Genomic DNA, 25,587 nt, shown 5'->3' on the forward strand with positions numbered 1-25,587 from the left:
CGCAAGGGCAGAAGCGCGGCAAAATTTCCGACACCCTTCCCAAGAGGCAGGATCACGCCGCGCCGGTCACTCGATTAACATGGCCCATCTTACGGCCTGCACGGGTTTCAGCCTTACCATATAGGTGGATTTGAACGCCTTTTGTCTCGGCCATTTCAGCCGCGCGCGCCACATCATCACCGATGAGATTCTCCATCTCAACATTTGCGTGACGGCTGCCATCCCCCAAGGGCCAACCAGTGATGGCGCGGATGTGCTGCTCGAACTGATCGACTGCGCAACCTGCTTGCGTCCAATGGCCAGAGTTATGCACCCGTGGTGCAATCTCATTGACGACCAAGCCCTCAGGCGTGACGAACAGCTCGACCCCCATTACGCCCACGTAATCCAAAGCCATGACAATTTTTGAGGCCAGCAAAACCGCATCTGCGCGCAGCATGGCAGGCAAGTCAGTAGGGACAGTGGTGGTTGCAAGAATGCCATCGCGGTGGATGTTTTCACCTGGATCATAGGCCGAGACACGGCCATCGCGCCCGCGCGCAATGATCACCGAAACCTCTCGGCTAAACTTTACAAAGCCCTCGGCAATTGCAGGCGCCCCATTGAGGCTAGCATAAGCGGCATCCGCCTCGGACGCGGCCATAACCCGCGCTTGCCCCTTGCCGTCATACCCAAAACGGCGGGTCTTGAGGATCGCGGGACAGCCCGTTTTTTCAAGGGCCTGCGCCACGCCCTCGGCCGCATCAATCGCACAATAAGGCGCTGTTTTCAGACCAAGACTGTTGAGAAAATCCTTCTCCACCAAGCGATCCTGAGACACTTCAAGCGCAGTGCGCGCAGGAAAGAGCGGGCGCGTATCTTCGAGCAGGGCCAAGGCCGCGCTTGGGATATTTTCAAATTCAAAGGTCAACACATCGCAAGACAGCGCAAAGGCCTTGAGCGCCTCATGATCATCATATCCCGCTTGCGTCACGGATATTGCAACATCACCCGCCGGGGCCTGTGCGCTTGGTTCGAAAATCCGAACTTTATACCCAAGGCGTGCTGCGGCCATAGCAAGCATGCGCCCCAATTGACCGCCCCCCAAAATACCAATCACGCTGCCATTGGGCAGAACCTCATGCGTCATCTTGAGGTTCCTCAGGGATCGAAGCGGAGAGATCAGCGCGCCATTGATCCAGACGCGCGGCAAGATCTGCGTCATGTCCGGCCAAAATGGCCGCCGCCATCAGCCCAGCATTGGCCGCCCCGGCAGCGCCAATCGCCATGGTCGCGACAGGAAATCCGCGCGGCATTTGCAAAATCGAATAAAGCGAATCAACCCCAGACAAGGCCTTGGTTTGCACGGGCACGCCGATGACGGGCACCCGGGTCTTTGACGCCATCATACCCGGCAAATGCGCGGCCCCACCTGCGCCTGCGATAATCACCTTCAAGCCACGGCTTGCGGCGGTTTTACCATAGTCCCACAGCCGATCAGGCGTGCGATGCGCAGAAACGATTTTCGTTTCGTAAGGAACGCCCAACGCGTCAAGCATTTCGGCGGCTTCGCGCATGGTGGGCCAATCAGACTGGCTGCCCATGATGATGCCAATTTCGATATCCGCCATGGGGAGGATCCTTTGCAATAAGCCTTGTGAGAGGGGCGCACTATAGCGAGATCAAACCGCTATGCAATGATGTCAGGGGTGAGTTCATCCTCAATGCGGGTGATCGCATCTTTGAGGGACAGCTTCTGCTTTTTCAGACGGCGCAGCGTCAATTGATCAGGGCTTGGCCGTGTCTCAAGGGCGGCAATCGCCTCGTCCAAATCCCGATGCTCGCGCTTAAGCACCTCCAAGCGGATGCGCAGCACGTCTTCGTGGCTCATTTCGGTCGGGGCGTTCATGGGGCGCTTATGTCTTTCTGAATCTGGGGTGGTGCCGCACCATACTGTGACATTGCACGCCACGCAAAGGAAATGGCGCGCCTGCGTAATCCAGATGCAAACAGGGCTTGCAGGGGGATTGGGCAGGCCCCATATTTATCTCAGATCCAGTTGCCGAATTACGGGGCTGGCGCTTGCACAGATCGCTTATCAAAGGATGTGCCTTATGACGAAACTAACCCTAGGGACGCACCCGTTTCTGTTGGGCTTTGATCAACTCGAACGTTTGGTCGAACGCACTGTGAAATCTGGGAATGATGGTTACCCCCCCTATAATATCGAAGAACGCGGCGACACGGCTTATCGCATCACTTTAGCGGTGGCAGGCTTTGCCGAAACAGATCTCTCAATCACAGAAGAAGATCGCCAATTGGTGATCCGTGGCCGCCAATCAGATGAGGATGCGGAGCGCATCTTTTTACATCGTGGGATTGCGGCGCGGCAATTTCAGCGCAGCTTTGTCTTGGCCGATGGGGTCGAGGTGACAGGCGCCACGATGGAGCATGGGCTGTTGCATATCGACCTGCATCGCCTGCAGCCCGATAGCGTTGTGCGCAAGATTGAGATTTCAAATTCTGGTGCAGCCTCAAAATCGCTGCAAACGAAAGGGGGAAGATCATGACCAATCCCGAACACCCAAATAGCAAGTCCGAGCGGCCTATCGTTTATATCCGCCCCGTTGATGTGGCGCGCCTGCCTTCGGAGATTCGCGCCCAAGCGGGTGCGCGCGAACAGCTTTACGCAATTGGAACCGAGGAAGGCACGCAATTGGCCCTAGTCAAAGATCGCGCCTTGGCCTTCGTTGTGGCGCGCCAAAATGATCTGACACCTGTAAGCGTCCATTAACACGCAACGGTTTCATTTACCCCAAATGAAAAAAGGCCCGCGTGACGCGGGCCTTTCCTTTGTCTAAAGCCACGGGGCCTTGGGGGCATGATTACATCATGCCGCCCATGCCGCCCATGCCGCCCATGTCAGGCATTGCAGGTGCGTCATCTTTCTTTGGCTTGTCGGCCACCATTGCTTCGGTGGTGATCAAGAGGCCTGCAACAGAAGCTGCATCCTCAAGCGCAGTGCGCACCACTTTCGCAGGGTCGATCACACCGAATTTGAACATGTCGCCATATTCTTCGGTCTGAGCGTTGAAGCCAAACTTGACGTCTTTGGATTCGCGGATTTTGCCCGCAACAACCGCACCGTCAACGCCTGCGTTTTCCGCAATCTGGCGCAGTGGCGCTTCAAGCGCACGGCGCACGATGGCGATACCTGCGTCTTGATCCGCGTTTTCACCAGACAGGCCGTCTAGAGCTTTTGCACCTTGAACGAGGGCAACACCGCCGCCCACAACGATGCCTTCTTGAACGGCAGCGCGGGTTGCGTTCAACGCGTCATCCACGCGGTCTTTGCGCTCTTTCACTTCGACTTCGCTCATGCCGCCGACTTTGATAACCGCAACACCGCCGGCCAATTTGGCAACGCGCTCTTGCAGTTTTTCTTTGTCGTAATCGGAAGAGGTTTCTTCGATCTGCTGACGGATCTGCGAAACGCGTGCTTCGATTTCGGCCTTATCGCCTGCGCCGTCAACGATGGTGGTGTCGTCTTTCTTGATCATCACCTTCTTCGCGGAGCCGAGCATATCAAGCGTAACGCTTTCCAGCTTCATGCCGAGATCTTCGGAGATCACCTGACCACCGGTCAAAATGGCGATATCCTGAAGCATCGCTTTGCGGCGATCGCCAAAACCAGGTGCTTTCACCGCAGCGATTTTCAGACCGCCACGCAGCTTGTTGACCACGAGGGTCGCCAAGCCTTCGCCTTCTACATCTTCAGCGATGATCAGAAGGGGCTTCTGAGACTGGATCACGGACTCGAGCAGTGGAACCATTGGCTGCAAGGAAGACAATTTCTTCTCATGCAACAGGATCAAGCAGTCGTCCAACTCTGCAACCATTTTGTCAGGGTTGGTGACGAAGTAAGGCGAAAGGTAACCGCGGTCGAACTGCATGCCCTCTACGACCTCAACATCGGTCTCAAGGCCTTTGTTCTCTTCAACAGTGATCACGCCGTCATTGCCGACTTTCTGCATCGCGTCTGCGATCATGCGGCCGATTTGCGCTTCGCCATTTGCAGAGATCGTGCCGACCTGCGCAACCTCATCAGAATCTGCAACAGGGCGTGCAGATGCTTTGATGCTGTCGATGACTTTCGTCACTGCGCTATCGATGCCGCGCTTCAGATCCATTGGGTTCATGCCCGCCGCAACCGACTTCATGCCTTCGCGCACAATGGCTTGGGCCAGAACAGTTGCAGTGGTGGTGCCGTCACCCGCTTCGTCATTGGTGCGCGATGCCACTTCTTTGACCATCTGCGCGCCCATGTTTTCGAACTTATCTTCCAGTTCGATTTCCTTCGCCACGGAAACACCATCTTTGGTGATGCGTGGTGCACCGAAGGATTTTTCAAGAACCACATTGCGGCCTTTTGGGCCGAGGGTCACCTTTACCGCATTGGCAAGGGTGTTGACGCCTTTGAGCATACGGTCGCGGGCATCGGTATTGAATTTGACTTCCTTGGCAGCCATTTCAGGGCTCCTCCTTGGATGAAATCAGGTTAAAAATTCGATCAGGAACGGTCTCAGGCGATGATGCCGAGAATGTCCGATTCCTTCATGATCAGCAGTTCTTCGCCATCAACCGTGACTTCGGTGCCAGACCATTTGCCGAACAAGACGCGGTCGCCAGCTTTGACGCTCATTGCGATCAGCTCGCCCGAGTCCTTGCGTGCGCCTTCGCCAACGGAGACGATTTCGCCCTCTGCGGGTTTCTCTTTTGCGCTATCAGGGATGATTAGACCGCCTTTGGTCTTTTCGTCGCTCTCTACGCGGCGAACCAGCACGCGGTCATGCAGTGGTTTCAATGCCATCTGTCGAACACTCCTTAAGGTTCGTATGTTTCACTGTATTAGCACTCAGTCTATGCGAGTGCTAACGACAGGCAGATAGGCAGGGGATGCGGAGGTGTCAACGGGCCGCATGCGGAAAATTTCGAAAAAATTTTCCGGGCAGACGAACCCTGCCGAAATTATGGAAATTAAAGCCAGAGCCGCGACAAATTCCCGCCTTTGCCCCCCGTGACATGGCCAAAGCCCTGCCCTATAAGGCGCGCGAGTTTTCACAAAAATAGATGGATAATGACATGAGCACCTTGGTCTTTGGCCACAAATCGCCAGACACAGATTCCACTGGCTCCCCGATTTTGTGGGCATGGTATCTTAATCAGGTGAAGGGCGTAGAGGCAGAAGCCGTTCTTTTGGGTGAGCCAAACACCGAAGCAGCCTTTGTTTTGCAGAAATGGGATTTGCCAAAACCGCGTCTTATTGACGATGTTGCAGAAGGTCAGGCGTGCGTTGTGGTCGACACCAACAACCCTGCAGAACTGCCTGCCTCAATCAACGCTGCCGATGTTCAGGCCATCATTGACCACCATAAACTGGTGGGCGGGCTTGAGACGAAAGGGCCGATTGATATCACCATCCGCCCCTTGGCCTGCACAGCGACCTTGATGATTGACCTGATGGGTGATGATGCGGCGAAAATGCCAAATTGGGCGAAAGGTGCTGCCTTGTCCTGCATCCTGTCTGATACGTTGGAATTCCGCTCCCCGACCACAACCGATCATGATCGCGCCGTGGCCGAAGGCCTCGCTGCTGATCTGGGCGTGTCTATCCCCGATTATGCTGCTGAAATGTTTGCGGCGAAATCTGATGTCTCGCGCTTTTCTGATGCAGAGTTACTGCGCATGGACAGCAAAACCTACGAGGTGGGGGGCAAGACCTTCCGTGTCTCCGTTCTGGAGACAACTGCGCCCGCAACAGTTTTGTCCCGCAAAGCAAGCCTGATGGACAGCATGATCACAGTCGCCAAAGAGGACGGCGCCGATCAGGTTTTGTTGTTTGTCATCGATATTCTGCGCGAAGAAGCCACGCTTTTGGTGCCAAACGATCTGGTGCGCCAAGTGGCTGAGAAAAGTTTTTCTACCGTTGTGGGCGATGCCGATCAGGTCGTGCTGCCAGGGATTGTGAGCCGCAAAAAGCAGATCATCCCGAACCTCGCGCTTTGATCAGATGAAAGTTTGATGAAAGGGCGGCCTGAGGGCCGCCCTTTTCCTTTCATCCCATCGCAGGGCGCGGTAAGAGAGGCGCGAAGAGCCTCAAAGAGAAAGCCCGCCCCATGAGCCATAGCGCAGACGCCCCCGCGATCATCTCTCACCTCTCCGAGATTTCCGACCGCTATGACGCGCTATTTTGCGACCTTTGGGGCTGCGTGCATAATGGCATCGCCCCTTTTCCTGACGCGATTGCGACGCTGCAGGCCTTTCGCACCAAAGGGGGTGTTGTAGTTTTGGTCACCAATGCCCCACGTGCCCATGTCGAGATTGCCAAGCAGTTGGATGCAATGGGGGTTCCCCGCGATGCGTGGGACATGATCGCAACCTCTGGCGACAGCGCACGGGCAGCGATGCTGACAGGGGCAGTTGGCGAGAAGGTCTATTTCATTGGCGAGCCGCGCGATGACACATTTTTCGCCCCGATGAAACTGATTGAAAACCCTGTAACCCTGACCAAGGTCGATGTGGCCGAGGCCGAAGGGATTGTTTGCACGGGCCCGTTTGATCCCCATGCCGAACCTGATGTGCTGCACCCGCAATTGCTTTTGGCGAAAACACGCGGGCTCAAGCTTCTCTGCGCAAACCCTGACATCGTGGTGGACCGTGGAGAAAGCCGCGAATATTGCGCTGGCGCGGTGGCGAAACTTTACACCGAGATAGGCGGCGAGAGCCTTTATTTCGGGAAGCCCCACCCCCCCATCTATGATCTGGCACGGCGGCGCTTGGTGCAAAATGGCCATGATATCAGTGACGAGCGAATCTTGGCCGTTGGAGATGGCATCTTTACCGATGTGCAGGGCGGGATTGGCGAAGGCATTGATACGCTGTTTATCACAGGCGGTTTGGCCCGCGAAGAAACAGCAACAACCGATCAGCCAAATCCAGAAAAACTTGCTCAATATCTGAAAGATAGCGGTCAAAACCCAACATTTAGCATTGGGTTCTTACGCTAATTAGGCAAATTATCACGCAACAAAATTACAACATTTGTGCGCCTGATTTAATTTAATTGTTGCTGCATTGCAGAAATTTGCTATGGTCAGTTCCAAGCGAAGGGAATTTCTCTTGGAGGCTGGAATGTTGGACACGAGTCATAACCTCCCCCGTGGGACGATCTGCATCGAAGATATCGAATTGGGGATGACGCGGCATTTGACCAAAACTGTCAGCGACCGCGATATTGAGCTTTTCGCCGAGGTCTCAACCGACAGAAACCCCGTTCATCTTGACGATGATTACGCCCGTGACACGATTTTTGAGGGGCGCATCGCCCATGGGATGCTAACCGCAGGGCTAATTTCAGCCGTTATCGGCGAACAACTGCCGGGGCATGGCACTGTTTACTTGGGTCAAACGCTGAAATTCATGGCACCCGTGCGCCCTGGTGATCAAGTGCGGGCCGAGGTGGAAGTGACGGCGATTGACCACGCGAAGCGCCGTGTGACCCTTGAGACGCGCTGCCTGATTGATGGAAAACCTGTCCTCAAAGGCGAAGCAGTCGTCCTCGCCCCGTCACGGAAATTCGATTAACCTCGCAGCGGCGCAGGATTTTTTCCGACCCGATGCTTGCCCTAGATCGCGGGCTTGGATATTCGGGCAGTATGCGTATCGTTCGTGACCATCAATTTGTCCGACCCGAAAACCGTGGCGCCTCTGTGGCCATTGGGAATTTCGATGGCGTGCATCTAGGTCACGCGCATTGCATCGACCTTGCCCGCGGTCATGAGGCCCCTTTAGGGGTTTTGACCTTCGAGCCGCATCCCCGCGAATTCTTTAACCCTGACGCCCCGCCATTTCGGCTGATGAATGCCGAAGCCCGCGCCAATCGCCTTGAGAAAATGGGGGTGGAGATCCTCTATGAGCTGCCTTTCAATCGCACCCTTTCCGCACTTGATGCAGAAGATTTCATCCGCGAAGTGGTGGTTGAGGGGCTGGGTCTGAAGCATCTGGTCGTGGGAGCGGATTTCTGTTTTGGCAAAGGTCGCAAAGGCACAACAGATATGCTGCGCGCCTTCGGGGCGCGTTATGGGTTTGATGTGACTGTGGTCGATCTGCTGAATTCGGCCGGTGTGGCCGTGTCATCCACCGCTATCCGAGACGCGCTCAGGTCGGGTGATCCGCGCCAAGCCCGCGACATGCTTGGCCACTGGCACCGCATCGAAGGCCCCGCGATCCATGGCGAGAAACGGGGGCGCACATTGGGCTACCCGACCGCCAATATGTCATTGGATGGCCTGCACGTTCCCAAACTTGGCGTTTACGCAGTTTTGGTTGAATTGCGCAGCGGGCCATATGCGGGCCAGTATCACGGCGTGGCCAGTCTTGGCGTGCGGCCCATGTTCAATGGGCAAGAGCCAAATCTCGAAACCTTCATCTTTGATTTTTCAGGCGATATTTACGGCATGGATATGTCTGTCGGTCTGATCGAGTTTCTGCGTGGTGAGGAGAAATTCGACAGCCTTGAGGCCTTGATCGCCCAAATGGATCGCGACAGCCAGATGGCACGCGAGATCCTTGCTGCGTTATGACCAAGAAAGCCCCCTTTTGGAAACGCAAACCCTTGGCCGATATGACGGCACAAGAATGGGAAAGCCTCTGTGATGGGTGCGGGAAATGTTGTCTCAACAAGCTAGAAGATGCCGATACGGGCGAGGTGGCCCTGACACGGGTTGCCTGCCGTCTGTTTGATGATGCAACCTGCCGATGCGGACAATATGAAATTAGAAGAACACTTGTGCCCGAGTGTATCCAATTGACCCCTGAGGGCATGAAGGATGTCGCCTATTTCATGCCTGAAACCTGCGCCTATAGATTGCTGAATGAAGGCAAGGACTTGTATTGGTGGCACCCTTTGGTGTCAGGGGATCCTGAAACTGTGCACCAAGCGGGGATTTCCGCGCGCGGGATCACGGTTGCCGAATTCGACATTCCAGAAGAAGACTGGGAAGATTACATTATCGAGGAGCCAGGATTATGAACTTTGCCTCCGACAATACAGGCCCCGCTCATCCAGATGTGATTGCGGCCGTTACAGCGGCCAATGAGGGCTATGCCATGCCCTATGGTGCAGATGACGCCATGGCACGCGTGCGCCAATCCATCCGCGACCTGTTCGAGGCCCCAGAGGCGGCGGTTTATCTCGTCAGCACGGGCACAGCCGCCAATGCCTTGGCCTTGTCGGTGATGGTGCAGCCGTGGCAGTCGATCTTCTGCCATCGCATCGCCCATATCGAAGAAGATGAATGCGGCGCACCTGAATTCTATGCCAATGGCGCGAAACTAGCCTTGGTCGAAGGCGAAGGGGGCAAGATGACCCCTGATGGCTTGGCGCAGACCATTGCACATACGGGCGACAAAGGTGTGCACGGCATGCAGCGCGGCCCTGTGAGCCTAACCAATATCACCGAAGTTGGCACCGCCTATAGCCTAAGCGAGATCAAGGCGCTCAGTGATGTTGCAAAATCCTATGACCTGCCCGTTCATCTTGATGGCGCGCGCTTTGCCAATGCCTGCGCGGCCCTTGGCTGCCGCCCTGCCGATATGACATGGAAGGCGGGTGTGGATGCAGTCAGTTTTGGCGGCACAAAGAACGGCTGCATGGGTGTTGAGGCCGTGATCCTGTTCGACCCGAAAAAGGCGTGGGAATTTGAATTGCGCCGCAAGCGTGGCGCACATCTATGGTCAAAGCACCGCTTTCTCTCTGCACAGATGGAGGCCTATACGCGCGATGATCTCTGGCTGCGATTGGCGCAATCCGCCAATGCGCGCATGGCAGAATTGCGCGCGGGTTTGGCGCAGATCGAGGGGGTGCATATCGCGCATGAGCCTGCGGGCAATATGCTGTTCGCGCATCTGCCCCGTGCAGCCCATAAACGCGCCTTTGCGGCGGGGGCGCAATATTACCTCTTTCCCTTCAACGCCACGCTTGAGGGGCCAGAGGATGAGTTGATCCTCTGCCGCCTCGTCACCGATTGGTCATGCTCACAGAGCAAGGTTCAGGCTCTATTGGACTGCTTTAAGGCGGGCTAGAGCTTGCCCTCTAAATGGAGCGCAAGATCGTCTAGGCGGTCTTGCCCCCAGAAATGCGTGGCCCCATCCACCACATAGAAGGGCGCGCCAAAAACACCTGCCTCAACCGCGGCTTCGAGATTGGCAGCATATTCTTCGGCCCCCAATAACAGCCCGCGATCTGCCAAGCTGGGGTCAAAGCCTGCAGCCGTCAGAGCAGCGCGGATCACATCATCCTCTGCAATGTTCTTTTCCTCGCGCCACACCGCGCGGGTGACCCCGTGAACCAGTTCGGCCAAATCCCCGCCACCTTCGTTTTGGGCCGCAATAATGGCATAAGATGATGGCGCAGAATTGGTTGGGAAAAATGCAGGCTTCAGCGTGAGGGCAAGCCCCGTCTTCTTAGACTGGCGCTGCAGCTCTTGCAGGCGATAGGCCTGCCGTGCGGGGTGGCGTTCGGCGGGTGGTGTGCCGCCCGTACGCGCAAAAAGGGCGATAATATCCAAAGGTCGATACCGAATGGTCGCCCCATGTGCGGCGGCAATCTCCTCAAGTCGCTTTCCCGCGAGATAGGTGTAGGGAGAGATGGTCGAGAAATAATAATCAATATGCGACATTTCGCGGATCCTTTTTGGCTTTGCGTCAAGTTGGCCTGAGTGCTAGGGGGTGTCAACGCGCCAAGTGGGGCGCGCCCTGCACAGATCAAGGACTTTGCGAAAAGATGAGCGCCTCAGACCCAAAACTGATTTCTGGTAACGCCAATCGCGAATTGGCCAAGACGATTGCAAAACGGATGTCGATGCATCGCGGCATGAAAGTGGGTCTTGTGGATGCCCGCGTGGAACGTTTCAACGACCAAGAAATTTTCGTGGAAGTTTACGAGAACGTGCGTGGCGAGGATATGTTCATCGTCCAGCCCACATCGAAGCCTGCTAATGACAACTTGATGGAGCTGTTGATTATCGCTGACGCGCTGCGCCGCTCATCTGCTGCACGTATCACGGCGGTGATCCCCTATTTTGGATATGCCCGCCAAGACCGCCGCACCAAGGCGCGCACGCCAATCTCTGCGAAACTTGTGGCGAACCTGATTGCCGAAGGCGGCGTTGAGCGCGTATTGACCATGGATTTACACGCCGCACAGATCCAAGGCTTTTTCGATATCCCCGTGGACAACCTCTATGCGAGCCCGATTTTCGCGCTGGATATCTTGCATCAATTTGAGGGCAAGGTGGATGATGTCATGGTGATCTCGCCTGATGTTGGTGGCGTGGCGCGTGCGCGCGAACTTGCCACGCGCATTGGCGCGCCTTTGGCAATCGTGGACAAGCGCCGCGAAAAGCCAGGTGAGGTTGCTGAAATGACCGTGATCGGGAATGTCGAAGGCAAGCGATGCTTGATCGTGGATGATATGTGCGACACCGCTGGCACATTGTGCAAAGCGGCCGAAGTGTTGCTTGAACATGGTGCGACCGAAGTGCATGCCTATATCACCCACGGCGTGATGTCTGGCCCTGCGGTAGAGCGCGTGAGCAAATCGGTCATGAAATCCCTAGTTTTGACCGACACCATAGAGCCAACCGAAGCCGTTAAAAACTGCCCCAATATTCGCATCGTTCCCACCGCGCCCATGTTTGCACAGGCAATTTTGAACATTTGGAATGGCACAAGCGTCTCATCCCTGTTTGAGACGGAAACCCTCGTGCCGATCTATGAAGGGCTGTATCCCAACGGAATGTGGGGCCGCTAGGCGGCCACTTTCTGGCACAACACACTCAACGGCGCGCCTATAAAAAAGGCGCGCCTTTTTATAGGCGCGCCTTTTCTAAATTGCGTCCTCAAGGGGACAGGGGATCACAGGTTGATGTGATCGCCCAATGCCACCATGTCAGACAGAAGCTTAGCCGCGTCATCCACGGGGCCAGGCTCGTTTTTGAATGTCTCTTTCGCAGTCTCATGTGCCTCGCGATACTCTTCCACCATTTCGGCATAGAGTTCTTTAGTCACTTCCGCGCGAGGCAATGCACGCTCTGCAAGAACAGTGACCTTATCGGCGCTGATCTCGGCAAAACCACCCAGAACGATGTAATCGTCCTGACCGCCCGCATGGATGACCTGCAGCAAACCCGGACGCAGCGTGGTGATCGTGGGCGCGTGGTTTGCCATCGCCGTCATATCACCCCCTGCACCAGGGATTTGCACCTCGGTCGCATCTAACGAGGCCAAGCGGCGCTCGGGAGAGACGAGGTCAAATTTGAACGCTTCGGCCATTCGGCCCTCCTATCAGGCTGCTTCTGCTGCCAGACGCTCGGCCTTGGCTTTCACGTCTTCAATACCGCCCACCATATAGAACGCGGCTTCTGGCAGGTGGTCATATTCGCCTGCAACAACCGCCTTAAAGGAGGCAATCGTGTCTTCCAATGGAACCTGAATACCATCAGAGCCAGTGAAGACCTTCGCCACGTCAAATGGCTGCGACAAGAAGCGCTGGATCTTACGTGCGCGAGATACTGCCAGCTTATCTTCTTCGCTCAATTCGTCCATGCCGAGGATGGCGATGATGTCCTGCAGCGATTTGTAACGCTGAAGGATACCCTGAACGTCACGAGCCACGTTGTAATGCTCCTCACCAATGACAGCAGGGTCAAGCAGACGCGAGGTCGAGTCGAGCGGGTCAACCGCAGGGTAGATGCCCAATTCCGAAATCGCACGGCTGAGAACCGTGGTTGCGTCAAGGTGCGCAAACGAAGTTGCAGGTGCAGGGTCGGTCAAGTCGTCCGCAGGAACGTAGATCGCCTGAACCGAAGTAATCGAACCAGCTTTGGTCGATGTAATCCGCTCCTGCAGCGCGCCCATGTCGGTCGCAAGTGTCGGCTGGTAGCCCACAGCAGAAGGAATACGGCCCAAAAGCGCCGACACCTCAGAACCCGCCTGCGTGAAGCGGAAGATGTTGTCCACGAAGAACAGAACGTCTGTGCCTGACTGGTCACGGAACTGTTCCGCCAAGGTCAGACCCGTCAAAGCCACACGCGCACGCGCCCCTGGAGGTTCGTTCATCTGGCCGTAGACCAAGGCCACTTGGCTTTCGCTCAACGCGTCTGGCTTAATAACGCCAGATTCGATCATCTCGTGGTAAAGGTCATTGCCTTCACGGGTGCGTTCACCCACGCCCGCAAACACCGAGAAGCCCGAGTGCACTTTGGCGATGTTGTTGATCAATTCCATGATGAGAACGGTTTTACCCACGCCCGCACCACCGAACAGACCAATTTTACCACCCTTCGCGTAAGGCGCGAGAAGGTCGATCACCTTGATACCTGTGACGAGGATTTCAGACTCGGTGGACTGTTCCGCGAATTCAGGCGCAGGCTGGTGGATGGCGCGGGTTTCATCCGCTTTCACGGGGCCTTTTTCGTCAATGGGATCGCCCACAACGTTCATGATGCGGCCCAATGTAGCGTTGCCCACTGGAATGGTGATTGGCGCGCCCATATCGGTCACTTTCGCGCCGCGCACCAAACCCTCGGTTGCGTCCATCGCGATGGTGCGCACGGTGTTTTCACCCAAGTGCTGCGCCACTTCGAGGATCAGTTTCTTGCCATTGTTCTCGGTCTCAAGCGCGTTCAGGATCTCCGGTAGGTGATCTTCGAACTGCACGTCAACGACAGCGCCGATGACCTGAGTAATTTTGCCGACTGCTTGTGCCATGTCGTGTCTCCGGTTTCCTTAGAGCGCTTCCGCGCCCGAGATAATTTCAATCAATTCATTGGTGATCACAGCCTGACGCGAGCGGTTAAACTCAATCGTCAGTTTGTCGATCATGTCGCCTGCGTTGCGGGTTGCGTTATCCATTGCGGACATACGCGCCCCTTGCTCCGAGGCCCCATTTTCGAGAAGCGCTGTAAAAATCTGCGTTGTCACGCCAATGGGCAGCAGATCAGACAGGATTGCCTCTTCGGAAGGTTCGTAGTCATAGGGCGTTTCTGCCCCAACATCTTCTGCAGCATCTTCAAAAACAGCAGGGATGATTTGCTGCGCAGTTGGGATCTGAGAAATCACCGACTGGAAGCGATTGTAGAAGATGGTGGCAACATCAAATTCGCCCGCATCAAAGCGTGCCATCACATCCTTTGCGATGGCTGCTGCGTTTTCGTAACCCACGCGCTTCACTTCCGAGAGGTCAACGTGACCAATCAAAAGGTTTGCATAATCGCGGCGCAGTTGTTCACGGCCTTTTTTGCCGACAGTCAAAACCTTCACAGTTTTGCCCTGTGCGGTCAGCTCAGCAATGTGCGCTTTTGCAAGACGCGCGATGGAGGAGTTAAAGCCCCCACACAAACCGCGCTCGGCTGTCATGACAACGAGCAGATGTGTCTGGTCTTGACCCGTCCCTGCCAAAAGGCGCGGGGCACTGTCCGACCCACCGACCGAAGCGGCCAGCCCGCCAATCACCGCTGCCATTTTCTCGGCATAAGGCCGCCCAGCTTCGGCTGCTTCCTGAGCACGGCGCAGTTTAGCAGCAGCCACCATCTGCATGGCCTTGGTGATCTTGCGGGTCGATTTGACCGACTCGATCCGTGTTTTCAGATCCTTGAGACTTGGCATAAACCCGTCCCCTTACGAGAAATCTGCGGCGAATTCTTCGATGACTGCCTTCAGTCGGTCGGCTACATCACCTTTGATCTTTGGATCTTCATTGGTGATCCAATCGAGAACATCCTTGTGCTTCCCACGCAGATGCTGAAGCAGACCCTGCTCAAAGCGGCCAACTTCGCGCACGGCGATCTTATCGAGGAAGCCAGAGATACCCGCGAAGATCACACAGACGATTTCTGCGTTGGTCAGCGGTGCATATTGTGCCTGCTTCATCAACTCGGTCAGACGCGCGCCGCGGTTCAGCAAACGCTGTGTCGCCGCATCAAGGTCAGACCCGAACTGCGCGAAGGCCGCCATTTCGCGATACTGCGCCAGTTCCAGTTTCACCGAACCTGCCACCGACTTCATCGCATTGGTTTGGGCCGAAGAGCCTACGCGAGACACGGATAGACCTGTATTCACAGCAGGGCGAATACCCTGATAGAACAAGTCGGTTTCAAGGAAGATCTGGCCGTCTGTGATCGAGATCACGTTGGTCGGAATAAACGCTGAAACGTCACCGCCTTGGGTTTCAATCACGGGCAGAGCGGTCAAAGACCCTGCACCAAGATCTTCGTTCAGCTTCGCCGAACGCTCCAACAAACGAGAGTGGAGGTAGAAAACGTCACCAGGATAGGCTTCACGCCCTGGGGGACGGCGAAGCAGCAAGGACATCTGGCGGTAAGCAACAGCTTGCTTGGACAGGTCATCATAGATGATCAGCGCATGCTTGCCGTTGTCACGGAAATACTCGGCCATCGCGGTCGCGGAATATGGCGCAAGGAACTGCATCGGGGCAGGGTCAGACGCGGTCGCAGCCACAACGATGGAATATTCAATCGCGCCTGTCTCTTCGAGCTTCTTCACCAACTGCGCCACAGTCGAACGCTTCTGGCCGACCGCAACATAGATGCAGTAAAGCTTCTTGCTTTCGTCTTTGCCAGCCGCTTCGTTATAGCTTTTCTGGTTCAGGATCGCGTCCAAAGCCACGGCAGTTTTGCCTGTCTGACGGTCGCCAATGATCAATTCGCGCTGACCACGGCCGATGGGGATCATCGCGTCAACAGCCTTGAGGCCTGTTGCCATAGGCTCATGAACAGATTTACGCGGGATAATGCCAGGCGCTTTGACGTCCGCAACGCGGCGCTCTTTCGACTTGATCGGGCCTTTGCCATCAAGTGGGTTGCCCAAGCCGTCTACAACGCGGCCAAGCAATTCTGGGCCAGCAGGAACGTCCACGATCGAATTCGTGCGCTTAACAGTGTCACCTTCTTTGATGTCACGGTCAGAGCCGAAGATCACGACACCTACGTTGTCGGATTCAAGGTTGAGGGCCATGCCCATAATTCCACCTGGGAATTCGACCATTTCACCCGCTTGAACATTATCAAGCCCGTGAACGCGGGCGATCCCATCGCCAACACTCAGCACGCGGCCAACTTCGGCCACTTCTGCATCCTGACCGAAACTCTTGATCTGTTCCTTCAGGATCGCGGAAATCTCTGCAGCTTGGATCGCCATTATCCGACCTCTTTCATGGTGTTCTGGAGGGAGTTGAGCTTGGAGCGGATCGAGCTATCGATCATCTTCGAGCCAACCTTTACGATAAGACCGCCAATGAGGCTTTCATCAACGGTCGCATTCAAATTAATTTTCTTGCCCACGGAGGCTGACAAGGCTTTTGCCAGTTTATCCGCTTGGGTTTTGGTCAGGGCCTTGGCAGATACGACCTCTGCGGTCATCTCGCCACGGCTTTCTGCGATTTGGGCGCGCACGGCGCGCAGCACCATCGGCAGAACGAAGAGACGGCGCTTTTGCGCCATGACTTGCAGGGTGTTAGTTGCGACCATACCCAATTTCATTGCCTTGGCGACAGCGCCAACGGCAGCCTGAGACTCGTCACGGCGGTAGATCGGGGAGGAGATCAAATCGCGCAGGTCTGCGCTTGCGGCCAATGCGGCTTCGAGCGCGTCAACATCTTTGGCCAGCGCATCAATCGCTGCCGCCTCGGTGGCTAGGTCGAACATCGCGGTCGCGTAGCGCGCGGCGATGCCAGTTGAGATCGAAACCGATTCGGACACGTCCACCCTTTCAACTATTTGGCTCGGGCAGCGTGAGGATCACGCCCGAGCAGTTCGTTCTTCGCGGCTTGAAGGTGCCGCCATTCCTCAGATTTGGCGGTCGTTTAGCAGAGGGTTTAATTTGCTGCAACCGCCGATGGCGCAAACATGATTTTGACAAAATCCTTGTTTTTCAGAGGTTAACCAAATCTTTCTGCAGATGCGACGCTTTGAAGCTAAAAAAAAACGCGCGCATGGAGACGATTTTGACCCTAATTTAGGCGCAAATGTCCAGAGTTGGCCTCTTTTGGCCAACCTTAGCGATTCTGCATCTGCGAAATAGAGGGGCCTTTTTGGCGGCGCACGCGGCCCGTTGCAGGGCTTGGAACACCATCAAGGATGCGCAAGGGATTGCGCATGCGTGTGGCGTGACCCCGTTTTGTAGGGGCAAAGACTTGCTTACTCGCTTCAACCATGATCACACCGCCTGCGTAGTGCGAACTCATCCAGCGCCCCGCGCGTTCCATCATATCGGCAGACCTGAGCCAGAACCGCGCATGGCTTGGCGGCGCAAAAAGTGCGGCACGGTGACGTTCTGGCACAAAGCCATGGTGGCGCAATTGTGCCTCAAGCTGGCTGAGGCTGTAGGGCCGCCCATAGCCGAAGGGCGTGGCATCGCTGCGCGCCCACAAGCCACCGCGATTTGGCACAATGAACAAGGCCCGCCCCCCTGCCCCAAGCGCGCGGGCGGCTTCATCCAAGAGCGCCGCAGGATCATCGCTTGTCTCAAGCCCATGCAGCATCACCAAGCGATCTGCCATCCCTTCAGACAAGGGCCACCGCGCATCTTCGCACAGGGCCGCAACATTCGACATCCCAGCAGGCCAAGGCATTACCCCCTGCCCTTGCGGCATCAAGCCAATCACGCGGCGCGATTGATCGAGATACGGGCGCAAAAGCGGAACGGCAAAGCCAAAGCCCACCACAGTCTGCCCACTTGCGTTAGGCCAAAGTGACAACATCGCATCACGCACAGCCTTTTGCGCAATTCGCCCCAATCGGGTGCGATAGTAAAATTGACGCAAATCAACGACATCAAGATGCATTGCAAAAGCCAGTCCGCTGCGATTGTCTTAGGCCATATGTGCCACGAAGCTGAGGAGATTGCCATGACCACCGCCGCGCCCGCCACTGAAATTGTGACAATCCCCTGCCTCAAGGACAATTACGCCTTTGCGTTGCATCTGCGCGAAACAGGTCAGACCTTGATCGTAGACGTGCCAGAAGCCGCGCCCATTGTTGCCGAATGTGCGCGGCGCGGATGGGTGATTACAGACGTTCTCTTAACCCACCACCATTGGGATCACGTGGACGGGTTGCCCGATCTGCATGCGGCGACCAACAGCCCAATTCGCGTTTGGGGGGCAGCCGCAGATGCCCATAGGCTGCCCGCGCTTGACCACGCGCTGCACGAAGGCGATTTCATGGAAATCGGGGCCTTGAGTGGCACGGTTTACGATGTGTCTGGCCATACTGTGGGGCACATCGCCGTTCATTTCCCACAGGCGGGCGTGATCTTTACCGCTGACAGCCTAATGGCGCTTGGCTGTGGTCGCCTGTTTGAGGGCACACCCGCGCAGATGTGGCAAAGCCTGTCAAAACTGACCACACTTCCGCGTGATACGCTTGTCTGTTCGGGTCACGAATACACGCAATCAAATGCGCGGTTTGCCTTGACCATCGATCCTGAAAACGAGGCGCTCCAAGCTCGCGCTTCCCGCATTGACGAGGCGCGCGCAAAAGGCTTGCCAACAGTGCCAAGCAGCCTTGGCATGGAATTGGACACAAACCCGTTCCTGCGCGCCAATGACCCCCAAATCAAAGCACATTTGGGGATGACAGATGCCAGTGACGCAGAATGCTTTGCCGAGATCAGGCAGCGCAAAGATCACTTCTGATGGATTTTCACGCAAATTTGCGCCGATCACAGGTTTTTTTTCAAGTTTAGCTTGAAACTGGCGAAATAAAACCGAAGCTTAATATCATGAGGCTATGGCTAGACTCAGTGGAGGCGGGCCGAACCCGCTTGCGCCTCTGGCCGCAACGAAAGGAGCACTTATCGTGCCGTCGTTTTCAAATACCCTAGAGCAGGCCATCCATGCGGCTTTGGCGCAGGCGAATGCGCGCAGGCATGAATTGGCAACATTGGAACATCTTCTTCTGGCGCTGTTGGACGAGCCTGACGCGGCCAAAGTCATGCGCGCCTGCAGCGTGGGTATTGATGCCCTGCGCGAGACGCTGATCACCTTCATTGACGAAGAATTGGCCACGCTTGAGACAGATATCGAGGGCTCTGAGGCTGTGCCGACCGCGGCCTTCCAGCGGGTGATCCAACGCGCCGCGATCCATGTGCAATCCTCGGGTCGCACCGAGGTGACAGGGGCAAACGTCCTTGTCGCGATTTTCGCAGAGCGCGAGTCAAACGCAGCCTATTTCCTGCAAGAGCAGGATATGACCCGATATGACGCGGTGAATTTCATCGCCCATGGGGTGGCGAAAGATCCGTCTTTTGGGGAAAGCCGCCCTGTTTCAGGCGCGACTGATCCGATGGACGAGGGCGCTGAAACAAGTGGCAACCCGCCTGAGGGTAGTGATGCCAAGGAATCCGCCCTTGCCAAATATTGCGTTGATCTGAACAAAAAGGCGCATGATGGCGATGTTGACCCGCTGATAGGTCGCCATGATGAGGTGGAACGCTGCATTCAAGTGCTGTGTCGCCGCCGCAAGAACAACCCACTCTTGGTTGGTGATCCTGGTGTTGGCAAAACCGCCATTGCCGAAGGTCTGGCGAAAAAGATTGTCGAGGGCGAAACGCCTGAGGTTTTGGCGAAATCCACCATTTATTCGCTCGACATGGGCGCGCTTTTGGCAGGCACACGCTATCGCGGTGATTTTGAAGAACGGCTGAAGGCCGTGGTCAACGAATTGGAAGACCATCCTGACGCGGTTCTTTTCATTGATGAAATTCATACTGTCATCGGGGCGGGTGCGACATCGGGTGGGGCCATGGATGCCTCAAACCTGCTTAAGCCCGCGTTGCAGGGCGGAAAATTGCGCTGCATGGGATCGACAACCTATAAAGAGTTCCGTCAGCATTTTGAAAAAGACCGCGCGCTCTCCCGCCGCTTCCAGAAGATTGACGTCAATGAACCATCCGTTGAGGATTCGGTGAAAATTTTGCGGGGGCTGAAGCCTTATTTCGAAAGCCACCATGATGTGAAATACACCGCCGATGCGATCCGCACGGCGGTGGAACTGGCGGCGCGCTATATCAACGACCGCAAATTACCCGATAAAGCAATTGACGTGATTGACGAGGCCGGCGCGGCACAGCATCTGCTGCCCGACAGCAAGCGGCGTAAGACCATTGGCCCAAAGGAAATCGAAGCCGTTGTCGCCAAAATCGCGCGCATCCCACCAAAGAACGTCTCAAAAGACGATGCAGAAGTGCTGCGCGATTTGGAAAAAACACTCAAGCGCGTGGTGTTCGGCCAAGACAAAGCGATCGAGGCCTTGGCCTCTGCGATCAAATTGGCTCGCGCGGGTCTCCGGGAACCAGAAAAGCCTATTGGGAACTATCTCTTCGCGGGGCCAACAGGTGTTGGTAAAACCGAAGTGGCCAAACAACTGGCAGATACGCTTGGGGTCGAGTTGCTGCGTTTTGACATGTCCGAATATATGGAGAAACACGCAGTATCCCGCCTGATTGGTGCCCCTCCGGGATATGTTGGGTTCGATCAGGGCGGACTTCTGACTGATGGCGTGGATCAGCATCCTCACTGCGTTCTGTTGTTGGACGAAATCGAAAAAGCCCATCCTGATGTGTTCAACATCCTGTTGCAGGTCATGGATCACGGCACGTTGACAGATCACAACGGACGTTCGGTCGATTTCCGCAATGTCGTCTTGATCATGACCTCAAACGCAGGCGCAGCCGAACAGGCGAAGGCGGCTATTGGATTTGGTCGCGACCGCCGCGAAGGTGAAGATACCGCCGCGATTGAGCGCACCTTCACCCCTGAATTCCGCAACCGCTTGGACGCGGTGATCAGTTTCGGCGCACTGCCAAAAGATGTAATCCTGCAGGTGGTTGAGAAATTCGTGCTGCAACTTGAAGCGCAGCTGCTTGATCGCAATGTGACGATCGAGCTGACCAAACCCGCAGCTGAACTTTTGGCCGATTTGGGCTATGATGATCGTATGGGCGCGCGCCCCTTGGGCCGTGTCATCCAAGAACAAATCAAAAAGCCACTGGCCGAAGAACTGCTGTTTGGCAAACTGGCCAAGGGCGGCAATGTGAAGGTCGGTGTTAAAGACGGCAAAATCGACCTGCGCATTGAAAACGGTGCGCCACCGCGGATCAGTTCGAAAAAGCCACCGCTGCTCACGGCAGAATGACCTGCGGCGCAGCGTTAACATCAAAAGCGACCCCCTTTTTGAGTGGGGTCGTTTTTTTGTGCCTCATTTGTAGGTAATGCCACCCCGCCGAGCCTCAGCTTTCCTGTCGACTGCCGATTGGGTGAGACCTGTTTCATTCAACAATATGTCGACCATGATCCAAGCATAGCGGCGCGCGATTACACCTGCGGCCCCCAAAGCTATGACGGGCATCAAGGCACTGATTTCCGCCTTTCTGATCTGGCAGCCCTAACGCGCAATGTCACCGTTCTGGCTGCGGCGGATGGTATTGTGCAGGCCACGCGAGATGGGGTTCTCGATCGAGGCATCGCCGCCATGCCCGAGGGGCAGGATTGCAGAAACGGTGTTGTGATTGACCACGGCGATGGATGGCAAAGCCAATATTGCCACCTTGCCCAAGGTAGCATCGCCGTGACCCAAGGGCAAAATGTTCAAGCCGGCGCGCGGCTTGGGTTGCTCGGGCTGTCAGGGCGCACCGAATTTCCGCATCTGCATTTCACCTTACGCCACAATGGCACTGTGATTGATCCTTTCAATCAAAGTTCTGAGGGGCATTGCGGCCTCGACACGGCCCAACTCTGGCACCCTGCATTGCCGGCGCCGACCGCAGATGTCATGGCAGCAGGTTTTTCCAATGCCCTGCCCGATTATGATGCAATTCGCGCAGGGCGCGCGCATCTGCCCATGGCCACCCGCAGCGCAAGCGCCTTGGTGGTCTGGGGCTTTGCCCATAGTGGGCAGATCGGCGATCGTACGGAGTTTGAAATCACAGGGCCGAACGGGGCGCTTCTGCATGAAAACAATGTCACATTAGAGCGCGCCCAAGCGCAGTTTTTTCGCGCCTCTGGCCGCCGCGCGCCAAACGGGGGATGGGGCGCGGGACGATATATCGGGGAAATCCGACTGATCCGCGAAAGTGAACTTATCTCAATCCGTCAAACAGAAATCGAGCTGCGCTAACGCTCGGTCAATTTAAGTTCTATCCTGCGGTTTTGCGCCCGCACTGCGGCGCTATCCCCTTCGGCTGCGGGGTGGAATTCACCAAATCCTGTGGCGGCCAATCGCTCGGACGGAATGCCCAATTCCTCGCTCATATAAAGAACCACGGACAAGGCGCGCGCCTGCGACAATTCCCAGTTGCTCGAAAATTCCGCATTGGCCGATAGGGGGACATTATCGGTATGGCCATCAACACGAATGATCCAGTCGATGGTATCGGGGATTTCATCGGAAACCTGCAACAGCAATTCTGCCACATTGGCAATTTGTGCGCGCCCCTCAGGGCTGAGATCGGCGCGGGCGCTGTCAAACAAGACCTCAGACGAAAACACGAAACGGTCGCCCACGATCCGCACGCCATCACGCCCCTCAAGCACCTCTCTCAGGCGACCAAAGAAATCGGATCTGTAGCGTTCCAAACGCTGCGCTTCTGCGGCTTCGAGATCAGCACGCGCGCGCTGCTCGGCCGCCACTTGCGCCAGAGCTGTGTTCAATCGCGTTCCTAGCGCGTCAATTTGGACTTGTGCCGCCTCATCGCGCGCCTCAGATTCGTCCAATGTAGTTTCAAGCGCGGCGAGCTGCGCGCGCAGGGCTGCAAGCTGCTCATTTAGCACAACCACACGCCGCTGCGCTTCGGTCGATTGCGCCTGCGCCGTGGCAAGCTCGGCATTGGCGACCGCTAAAAGGGCCTCTCGCTCAGACAGTTGTGATTGCAAATCTTCAACGGCGGGTAGGTTTTCTTGCGCCGCCCGCGCGGCAGCCAATAGGGTCAGCGTTTCCTCGGCCCTTGCGCGCTCCTCCTCTAATGCGAGGGTGAGCGCGGTCAATTCTGCGTCAGAATTGGCCAATCTCTCGCGTAGGGCTTCGGCTGCCGCAGCATCGACCATGCGTGCGGCTTCTTCTTCAGACAGTTGGGTTTGCAGATCGCTGTTCTCACTGCGCAAATCTGCCAACAATGCCTCAAGCGCCTCGCGCCGCGCTGCTGCTAAACGCGCGGCCTCAGCGGCGCTGTCAATCTCGCTGCGCGCTTGCGCAAGCGCAAGGTTCAACGCCTCCTCGCGGGAGAGTGTTTCTGCAAGTTCAGCGCGCGTGCTGTCCACTTGAGCGCGCAAATCAGCCTGGCGCGCCAAGAGACTTGCCACCTGCTCTTCAAAGGAGGCGATGCTTGCCTGTGCCTCGGATAACTGGCCGCCCAATGTGGCAAGGCGGGTTTCCAGATCGCTGGAGCGGGCCTGTTCCAACCCAAGCGCATCGCTGAGCGCATTCAATTCTGCATTGAGCGCATCGAGCTCATTATCCTTCGTGGCAATCTGATCGCTTAGAACGAATTGCACCACCATGAAAATGGTCAGCACAAAAATCATCACCATCAGCAATGCGGTGATGGCATCCACAAAACCCGGCCAAATCGCGGCAGAAAACCGATTGACTGTTCTGCGGTGAAACGCCATCAGGGTTGCCCTTCCCCGTTTTCATCCGTCTCGGTCACACGCCGAATAGCAGCGGTCAGTGCCGCCATCTCACGGCGCAACGCGCGTACTTCGCCATCGCCTTTAGACGATTGGTTCACCCGCGCGGCCATTTGTTCAAAAATTTGCACAAGCTGCAGGTCAATCGACCGCATCCGCGCGCGGGCTTCATCGTCAAATCCGCCGAGACTGCCCAGAATTTCCAATCGCTCGACCAGTTGTTCTTGAGCTTGGGCCTGACGCGCCGCAATATCTTGCGATTGTGGGGTCATCCGTTCAGCCAAGGCCACAACCGCGCCTGTCATTTCTACCATCCGCGCTTCAACTTCGGCCTGTCGGGCGTTGGATTGCGTGAACATCGCCTGCAAGCTGTCGATCTGGTCAACCATGTGATCCAAGACTGTGGCCACGGCCGCACGATCCACACCACCGCCGTCCCCATCAGCATCTGACGAGGAAAAACTCATCCGCGTGATGGAGGACAGCCATTCTTCCATTTCACGGTAAAATCGGTTTTGGCCATGTCCCGCGAAAAGTTCCAAAAGTCCCACAACCAAAGAGCCCGCGAGCCCCAAAAGCGAGGAGGCGAAGGCCGTGCCCATCCCCCCCAACTGGCTTTCAAGCCCCGTCATCAACCGCGCGAACACCGCAAGCCCGTCTTCATCGGCACTGGGCTGTAGACCGCGAATTGTATCTACAACTGCAGGCACTGTTGTGGCCAATCCAAAAAACGTGCCCAAGAGCCCGAGGAAAATCAGCAAATTCGCCAAATAACGGGTGATGTCGCGGCTTTCTTCCATCCGCGCGCCCACGGAATCCAATACCGAACGGGTCGTCATGGTCGACAGTTGCATCCGTGCACCGCGCCCTTGCAAAGCGGCGGCTAAAGGCGCCAATAGTTCGGGACGCCGTTGATCTGTCAAACCTTGCTGCGCCGCGCCTTCGATCCAGCGTACCGAAGAAAATAACTGCAGCACCTGCCAGAAACAGGCCATCACGCCGACCAAGAACACCACGCCTATGGTGCCATTGAGATAGGGGTTGGAGAGGAAAACAGGCAGCACCATAGGATAAACTACTGCGCCCCCTGCCGCGACCAAGCCGCATATGATCATCATCAGGAAAATCTGGCGGGTGGGGCGTGTGAAACTAGACTGCGCCCCGCTTCTGTTGCTGCCGCTCATCAAAAACTCTCCTGCCCCGTGGCCTCGCTTGGGCCCAACCTACCGCCCTTCCATGGCTCTGCCAACAGGGGGGCGCAAGATCACGATGGTTTTATCTCTGCTTTTATCTCGGCAACGCGTGATTGCAGCCACGATAATTCGACATCAGGAACGCCGATTTGGTGCAAATGCTCGGCTGTGTTGATCAGATATTCATCGTTTGGCCCCCGCCCACCCACAGCGCGCGCGATAATCTGGGCTTGGGTCTCAAGGTCAAGATCGCCGCGATATTGGCAATGGTCAGGGTCAATGACAAAAGTCAGCACATTCTCAAGCGTCCCACCCGCTGACAGATGCACCGTTTGGCGCGTCTCAAGATAGGCAGAGCTGACCAACTCACGCTCGCGCAAATATTCCAAGGTTGCGCTTTCATGACCATCTGTCACGCGAAACGCTACCCCGTCACAATGGGCATTTTCGGCCTGATCCAAGGCCAAAACCAACCCTGGTGCCTCGGGCGTGCCGCGGTGGTGAATAGAGGACATGCAAAACGACCGCCGCCATCCGATAAGCCGCGCATGCGCGGTCTGCGCCACAGGAAAGCCCGGGTTCCAGATTAGGCTGCCATAGCCAAAGACCCAGAGAGGTTCAAACTGTGCCTCAGACATGAGATGCCGCCTC

27 protein-coding genes are annotated in these 25,587 nt (G+C 56.1%); 12 read left to right on the forward strand and 15 right to left on the reverse strand.

Annotated elements, in window-relative coordinates:
* Positions 1 to 52: 52 nt before the first annotated feature.
* From AAC637_RS05435 to AAC637_RS05445, 3 genes are read right to left on the reverse strand one after another with little or no spacing between them, the layout of a single operon-like run.
* Positions 53 to 1,129 (reverse strand): 5-(carboxyamino)imidazole ribonucleotide synthase, encoded by a 1,077-nt coding sequence (locus AAC637_RS05435; protein ID WP_340302646.1) that lies wholly within the window; start codon positions 1,127 to 1,129, stop codon positions 53 to 55.
* Positions 1,119 to 1,610 carry a 5-(carboxyamino)imidazole ribonucleotide mutase gene (gene purE, locus AAC637_RS05440; RefSeq protein WP_340302647.1) on the reverse strand — a complete coding sequence of 164 codons (492 nt, stop codon included), beginning with the start codon at positions 1,608 to 1,610 and terminating at the stop codon, positions 1,119 to 1,121. Before purE ends, AAC637_RS05435 begins: the two co-directional genes overlap by 11 nt.
* A 59-nt stretch (positions 1,611 to 1,669) precedes the next feature.
* Positions 1,670 to 1,888 carry a YdcH family protein gene (locus AAC637_RS05445; protein ID WP_317656269.1) on the reverse strand — a complete coding sequence of 73 codons (219 nt, stop codon included), beginning with the start codon at positions 1,886 to 1,888 and terminating at the stop codon, positions 1,670 to 1,672.
* A gap of 205 nt (positions 1,889 to 2,093) precedes the next feature.
* On the opposite strand from AAC637_RS05445, the gene AAC637_RS05450 reads away from it, so the two are divergent.
* Entirely contained in the window at positions 2,094 to 2,549 is a 456-nt protein-coding gene (locus AAC637_RS05450) for an Hsp20 family protein (RefSeq protein WP_340302648.1), read from the forward strand.
* Positions 2,546 to 2,773 (forward strand): DUF1150 family protein, encoded by a 228-nt coding sequence (locus AAC637_RS05455; RefSeq protein ID WP_340302649.1) that lies wholly within the window; start codon positions 2,546 to 2,548, stop codon positions 2,771 to 2,773. Before AAC637_RS05450 ends, AAC637_RS05455 begins: the two co-directional genes overlap by 4 nt.
* Positions 2,774 to 2,864: 91 nt before the next feature.
* Here AAC637_RS05455 and groL read toward each other — a convergent pair whose 3' ends face one another.
* Together groL and groES are read right to left on the reverse strand one after the other, a co-directional pair.
* Complete coding sequence (gene groL, locus AAC637_RS05460) at positions 2,865 to 4,508, reverse strand: chaperonin GroEL (protein WP_340302650.1); 1,644 nt, start codon at positions 4,506 to 4,508, stop codon at positions 2,865 to 2,867.
* A 53-nt stretch (positions 4,509 to 4,561) separates the two neighbouring features.
* The gene (gene groES, locus AAC637_RS05465; RefSeq protein WP_317656274.1) at positions 4,562 to 4,849 is read right to left on the reverse strand and encodes a co-chaperone GroES; all 288 of its coding nucleotides are present in this window, start codon (positions 4,847 to 4,849) and stop codon (positions 4,562 to 4,564) included.
* A gap of 272 nt (positions 4,850 to 5,121) precedes the next feature.
* Here groES and AAC637_RS05470 point away from each other — a divergent pair, with 272 nt between their 5' ends.
* The 6 genes from AAC637_RS05470 to AAC637_RS05495 all read left to right on the forward strand — a co-directional run bounded on the left by AAC637_RS05470 (position 5,122) and on the right by AAC637_RS05495 (position 10,122).
* Positions 5,122 to 6,045, forward strand: a complete 924-nt coding sequence (locus tag AAC637_RS05470) for a manganese-dependent inorganic pyrophosphatase (RefSeq protein ID WP_340303150.1) — start codon at positions 5,122 to 5,124, stop codon at positions 6,043 to 6,045.
* A 110-nt stretch (positions 6,046 to 6,155) separates the two neighbouring features.
* Entirely contained in the window at positions 6,156 to 7,046 is an 891-nt protein-coding gene (locus AAC637_RS05475; RefSeq protein ID WP_340302651.1) for a TIGR01459 family HAD-type hydrolase, read from the forward strand.
* Positions 7,047 to 7,170: 124 nt separating this feature from the next.
* Positions 7,171 to 7,623: a MaoC family dehydratase gene (locus tag AAC637_RS05480; RefSeq protein ID WP_317656279.1), complete on the forward strand. Its 453-nt coding sequence runs from the start codon at positions 7,171 to 7,173 to the stop codon at positions 7,621 to 7,623.
* Positions 7,624 to 7,694: 71 nt separating this feature from the next.
* Positions 7,695 to 8,621, forward strand: coding sequence for a bifunctional riboflavin kinase/FAD synthetase (locus tag AAC637_RS05485; protein WP_340302652.1), 927 nt, complete (start codon positions 7,695 to 7,697; stop codon positions 8,619 to 8,621).
* Positions 8,618 to 9,070, forward strand: coding sequence for a YcgN family cysteine cluster protein (locus AAC637_RS05490; RefSeq protein ID WP_340302653.1), 453 nt, complete (start codon positions 8,618 to 8,620; stop codon positions 9,068 to 9,070). The genes AAC637_RS05485 and AAC637_RS05490 overlap by 4 nt, the downstream gene beginning before the upstream one ends.
* A complete protein-coding gene (locus AAC637_RS05495; RefSeq protein WP_340302654.1) occupies positions 9,067 to 10,122 on the forward strand; it encodes a threonine aldolase family protein in 1,056 nt (351 codons plus the stop codon). Before AAC637_RS05490 ends, AAC637_RS05495 begins: the two co-directional genes overlap by 4 nt.
* Here the strand turns inward: AAC637_RS05495 and AAC637_RS05500 are convergent.
* Positions 10,119 to 10,718 (reverse strand): 2-hydroxychromene-2-carboxylate isomerase, encoded by a 600-nt coding sequence (locus AAC637_RS05500; RefSeq protein ID WP_340302655.1) that lies wholly within the window; start codon positions 10,716 to 10,718, stop codon positions 10,119 to 10,121. The genes AAC637_RS05495 and AAC637_RS05500 overlap by 4 nt on opposite strands.
* 104 nt (positions 10,719 to 10,822) lie before the next feature.
* Here AAC637_RS05500 and AAC637_RS05505 point away from each other — a divergent pair, with 104 nt between their 5' ends.
* Complete coding sequence (locus AAC637_RS05505) at positions 10,823 to 11,851, forward strand: ribose-phosphate pyrophosphokinase (RefSeq protein ID WP_340243405.1); 1,029 nt, start codon at positions 10,823 to 10,825, stop codon at positions 11,849 to 11,851.
* Positions 11,852 to 11,955: 104 nt separating this feature from the next.
* On the opposite strand, the gene AAC637_RS05510 is transcribed toward AAC637_RS05505, so the two are convergent.
* The 6 genes from AAC637_RS05510 to AAC637_RS05535 all read right to left on the reverse strand — a co-directional run bounded on the left by AAC637_RS05510 (position 11,956) and on the right by AAC637_RS05535 (position 17,902).
* Positions 11,956 to 12,372 (reverse strand): F0F1 ATP synthase subunit epsilon, encoded by a 417-nt coding sequence (locus tag AAC637_RS05510; RefSeq protein WP_340302656.1) that lies wholly within the window; start codon positions 12,370 to 12,372, stop codon positions 11,956 to 11,958.
* 12 nt (positions 12,373 to 12,384) lie between these two features.
* Positions 12,385 to 13,809, reverse strand: coding sequence for a F0F1 ATP synthase subunit beta (atpD, locus tag AAC637_RS05515; protein ID WP_340302657.1), 1,425 nt, complete (start codon positions 13,807 to 13,809; stop codon positions 12,385 to 12,387).
* An 18-nt stretch (positions 13,810 to 13,827) separates the two neighbouring features.
* On the reverse strand, positions 13,828 to 14,706 hold the full coding sequence (locus AAC637_RS05520; RefSeq protein ID WP_340302658.1) for a F0F1 ATP synthase subunit gamma: 879 nt from the start codon (positions 14,704 to 14,706) through the stop codon (positions 13,828 to 13,830).
* A 12-nt stretch (positions 14,707 to 14,718) separates the two neighbouring features.
* Positions 14,719 to 16,257, reverse strand: a complete 1,539-nt coding sequence (gene atpA / locus AAC637_RS05525) for a F0F1 ATP synthase subunit alpha (RefSeq protein WP_340302659.1) — start codon at positions 16,255 to 16,257, stop codon at positions 14,719 to 14,721.
* The gene (locus AAC637_RS05530; protein ID WP_340302660.1) at positions 16,257 to 16,817 is read right to left on the reverse strand and encodes a F0F1 ATP synthase subunit delta; all 561 of its coding nucleotides are present in this window, start codon (positions 16,815 to 16,817) and stop codon (positions 16,257 to 16,259) included. The genes atpA and AAC637_RS05530 overlap by 1 nt, the downstream gene beginning before the upstream one ends.
* Positions 16,818 to 17,113: 296 nt before the next feature.
* Positions 17,114 to 17,902, reverse strand: coding sequence for a methyltransferase domain-containing protein (locus tag AAC637_RS05535; protein ID WP_340302661.1), 789 nt, complete (start codon positions 17,900 to 17,902; stop codon positions 17,114 to 17,116).
* A gap of 63 nt (positions 17,903 to 17,965) precedes the next feature.
* Between AAC637_RS05535 and gloB the strand changes: the two genes are divergently transcribed.
* The 3 genes from gloB to AAC637_RS05550 all read left to right on the forward strand — a co-directional run bounded on the left by gloB (position 17,966) and on the right by AAC637_RS05550 (position 22,235).
* On the forward strand, positions 17,966 to 18,754 hold the full coding sequence (gene gloB / locus AAC637_RS05540; RefSeq protein WP_340303151.1) for a hydroxyacylglutathione hydrolase: 789 nt from the start codon (positions 17,966 to 17,968) through the stop codon (positions 18,752 to 18,754).
* Between the two features lie 163 nt (positions 18,755 to 18,917).
* Entirely contained in the window at positions 18,918 to 21,254 is a 2,337-nt protein-coding gene (gene clpA / locus AAC637_RS05545) for an ATP-dependent Clp protease ATP-binding subunit ClpA (protein WP_340302662.1), read from the forward strand.
* A 117-nt stretch (positions 21,255 to 21,371) separates the two neighbouring features.
* On the forward strand, positions 21,372 to 22,235 hold the full coding sequence (locus tag AAC637_RS05550) for a M23 family metallopeptidase (RefSeq protein WP_340302663.1): 864 nt from the start codon (positions 21,372 to 21,374) through the stop codon (positions 22,233 to 22,235).
* Here AAC637_RS05550 and AAC637_RS05555 read toward each other — a convergent pair.
* The 3 genes from AAC637_RS05555 to AAC637_RS05565 all read right to left on the reverse strand — a co-directional run bounded on the left by AAC637_RS05555 (position 22,232) and on the right by AAC637_RS05565 (position 25,574).
* Positions 22,232 to 23,725 carry a peptidoglycan -binding protein gene (locus tag AAC637_RS05555; protein ID WP_340302664.1) on the reverse strand — a complete coding sequence of 498 codons (1,494 nt, stop codon included), beginning with the start codon at positions 23,723 to 23,725 and terminating at the stop codon, positions 22,232 to 22,234. The genes AAC637_RS05550 and AAC637_RS05555 overlap by 4 nt on opposite strands.
* Complete coding sequence (locus AAC637_RS05560) at positions 23,725 to 24,927, reverse strand: biopolymer transporter ExbB (protein WP_340302665.1); 1,203 nt, start codon at positions 24,925 to 24,927, stop codon at positions 23,725 to 23,727. Before AAC637_RS05560 ends, AAC637_RS05555 begins: the two co-directional genes overlap by 1 nt.
* Positions 24,928 to 25,007: 80 nt before the next feature.
* On the reverse strand, positions 25,008 to 25,574 hold the full coding sequence (locus AAC637_RS05565) for a gamma-glutamylcyclotransferase (protein WP_340302666.1): 567 nt from the start codon (positions 25,572 to 25,574) through the stop codon (positions 25,008 to 25,010).
* Positions 25,575 to 25,587 lie beyond the last annotated feature (13 nt).

It is taken from the genome of Roseobacter sp. HKCCD7870 (assembly GCF_037830315.1).
Lineage (GTDB): Bacteria > Pseudomonadota > Alphaproteobacteria > Rhodobacterales > Rhodobacteraceae > M30B80.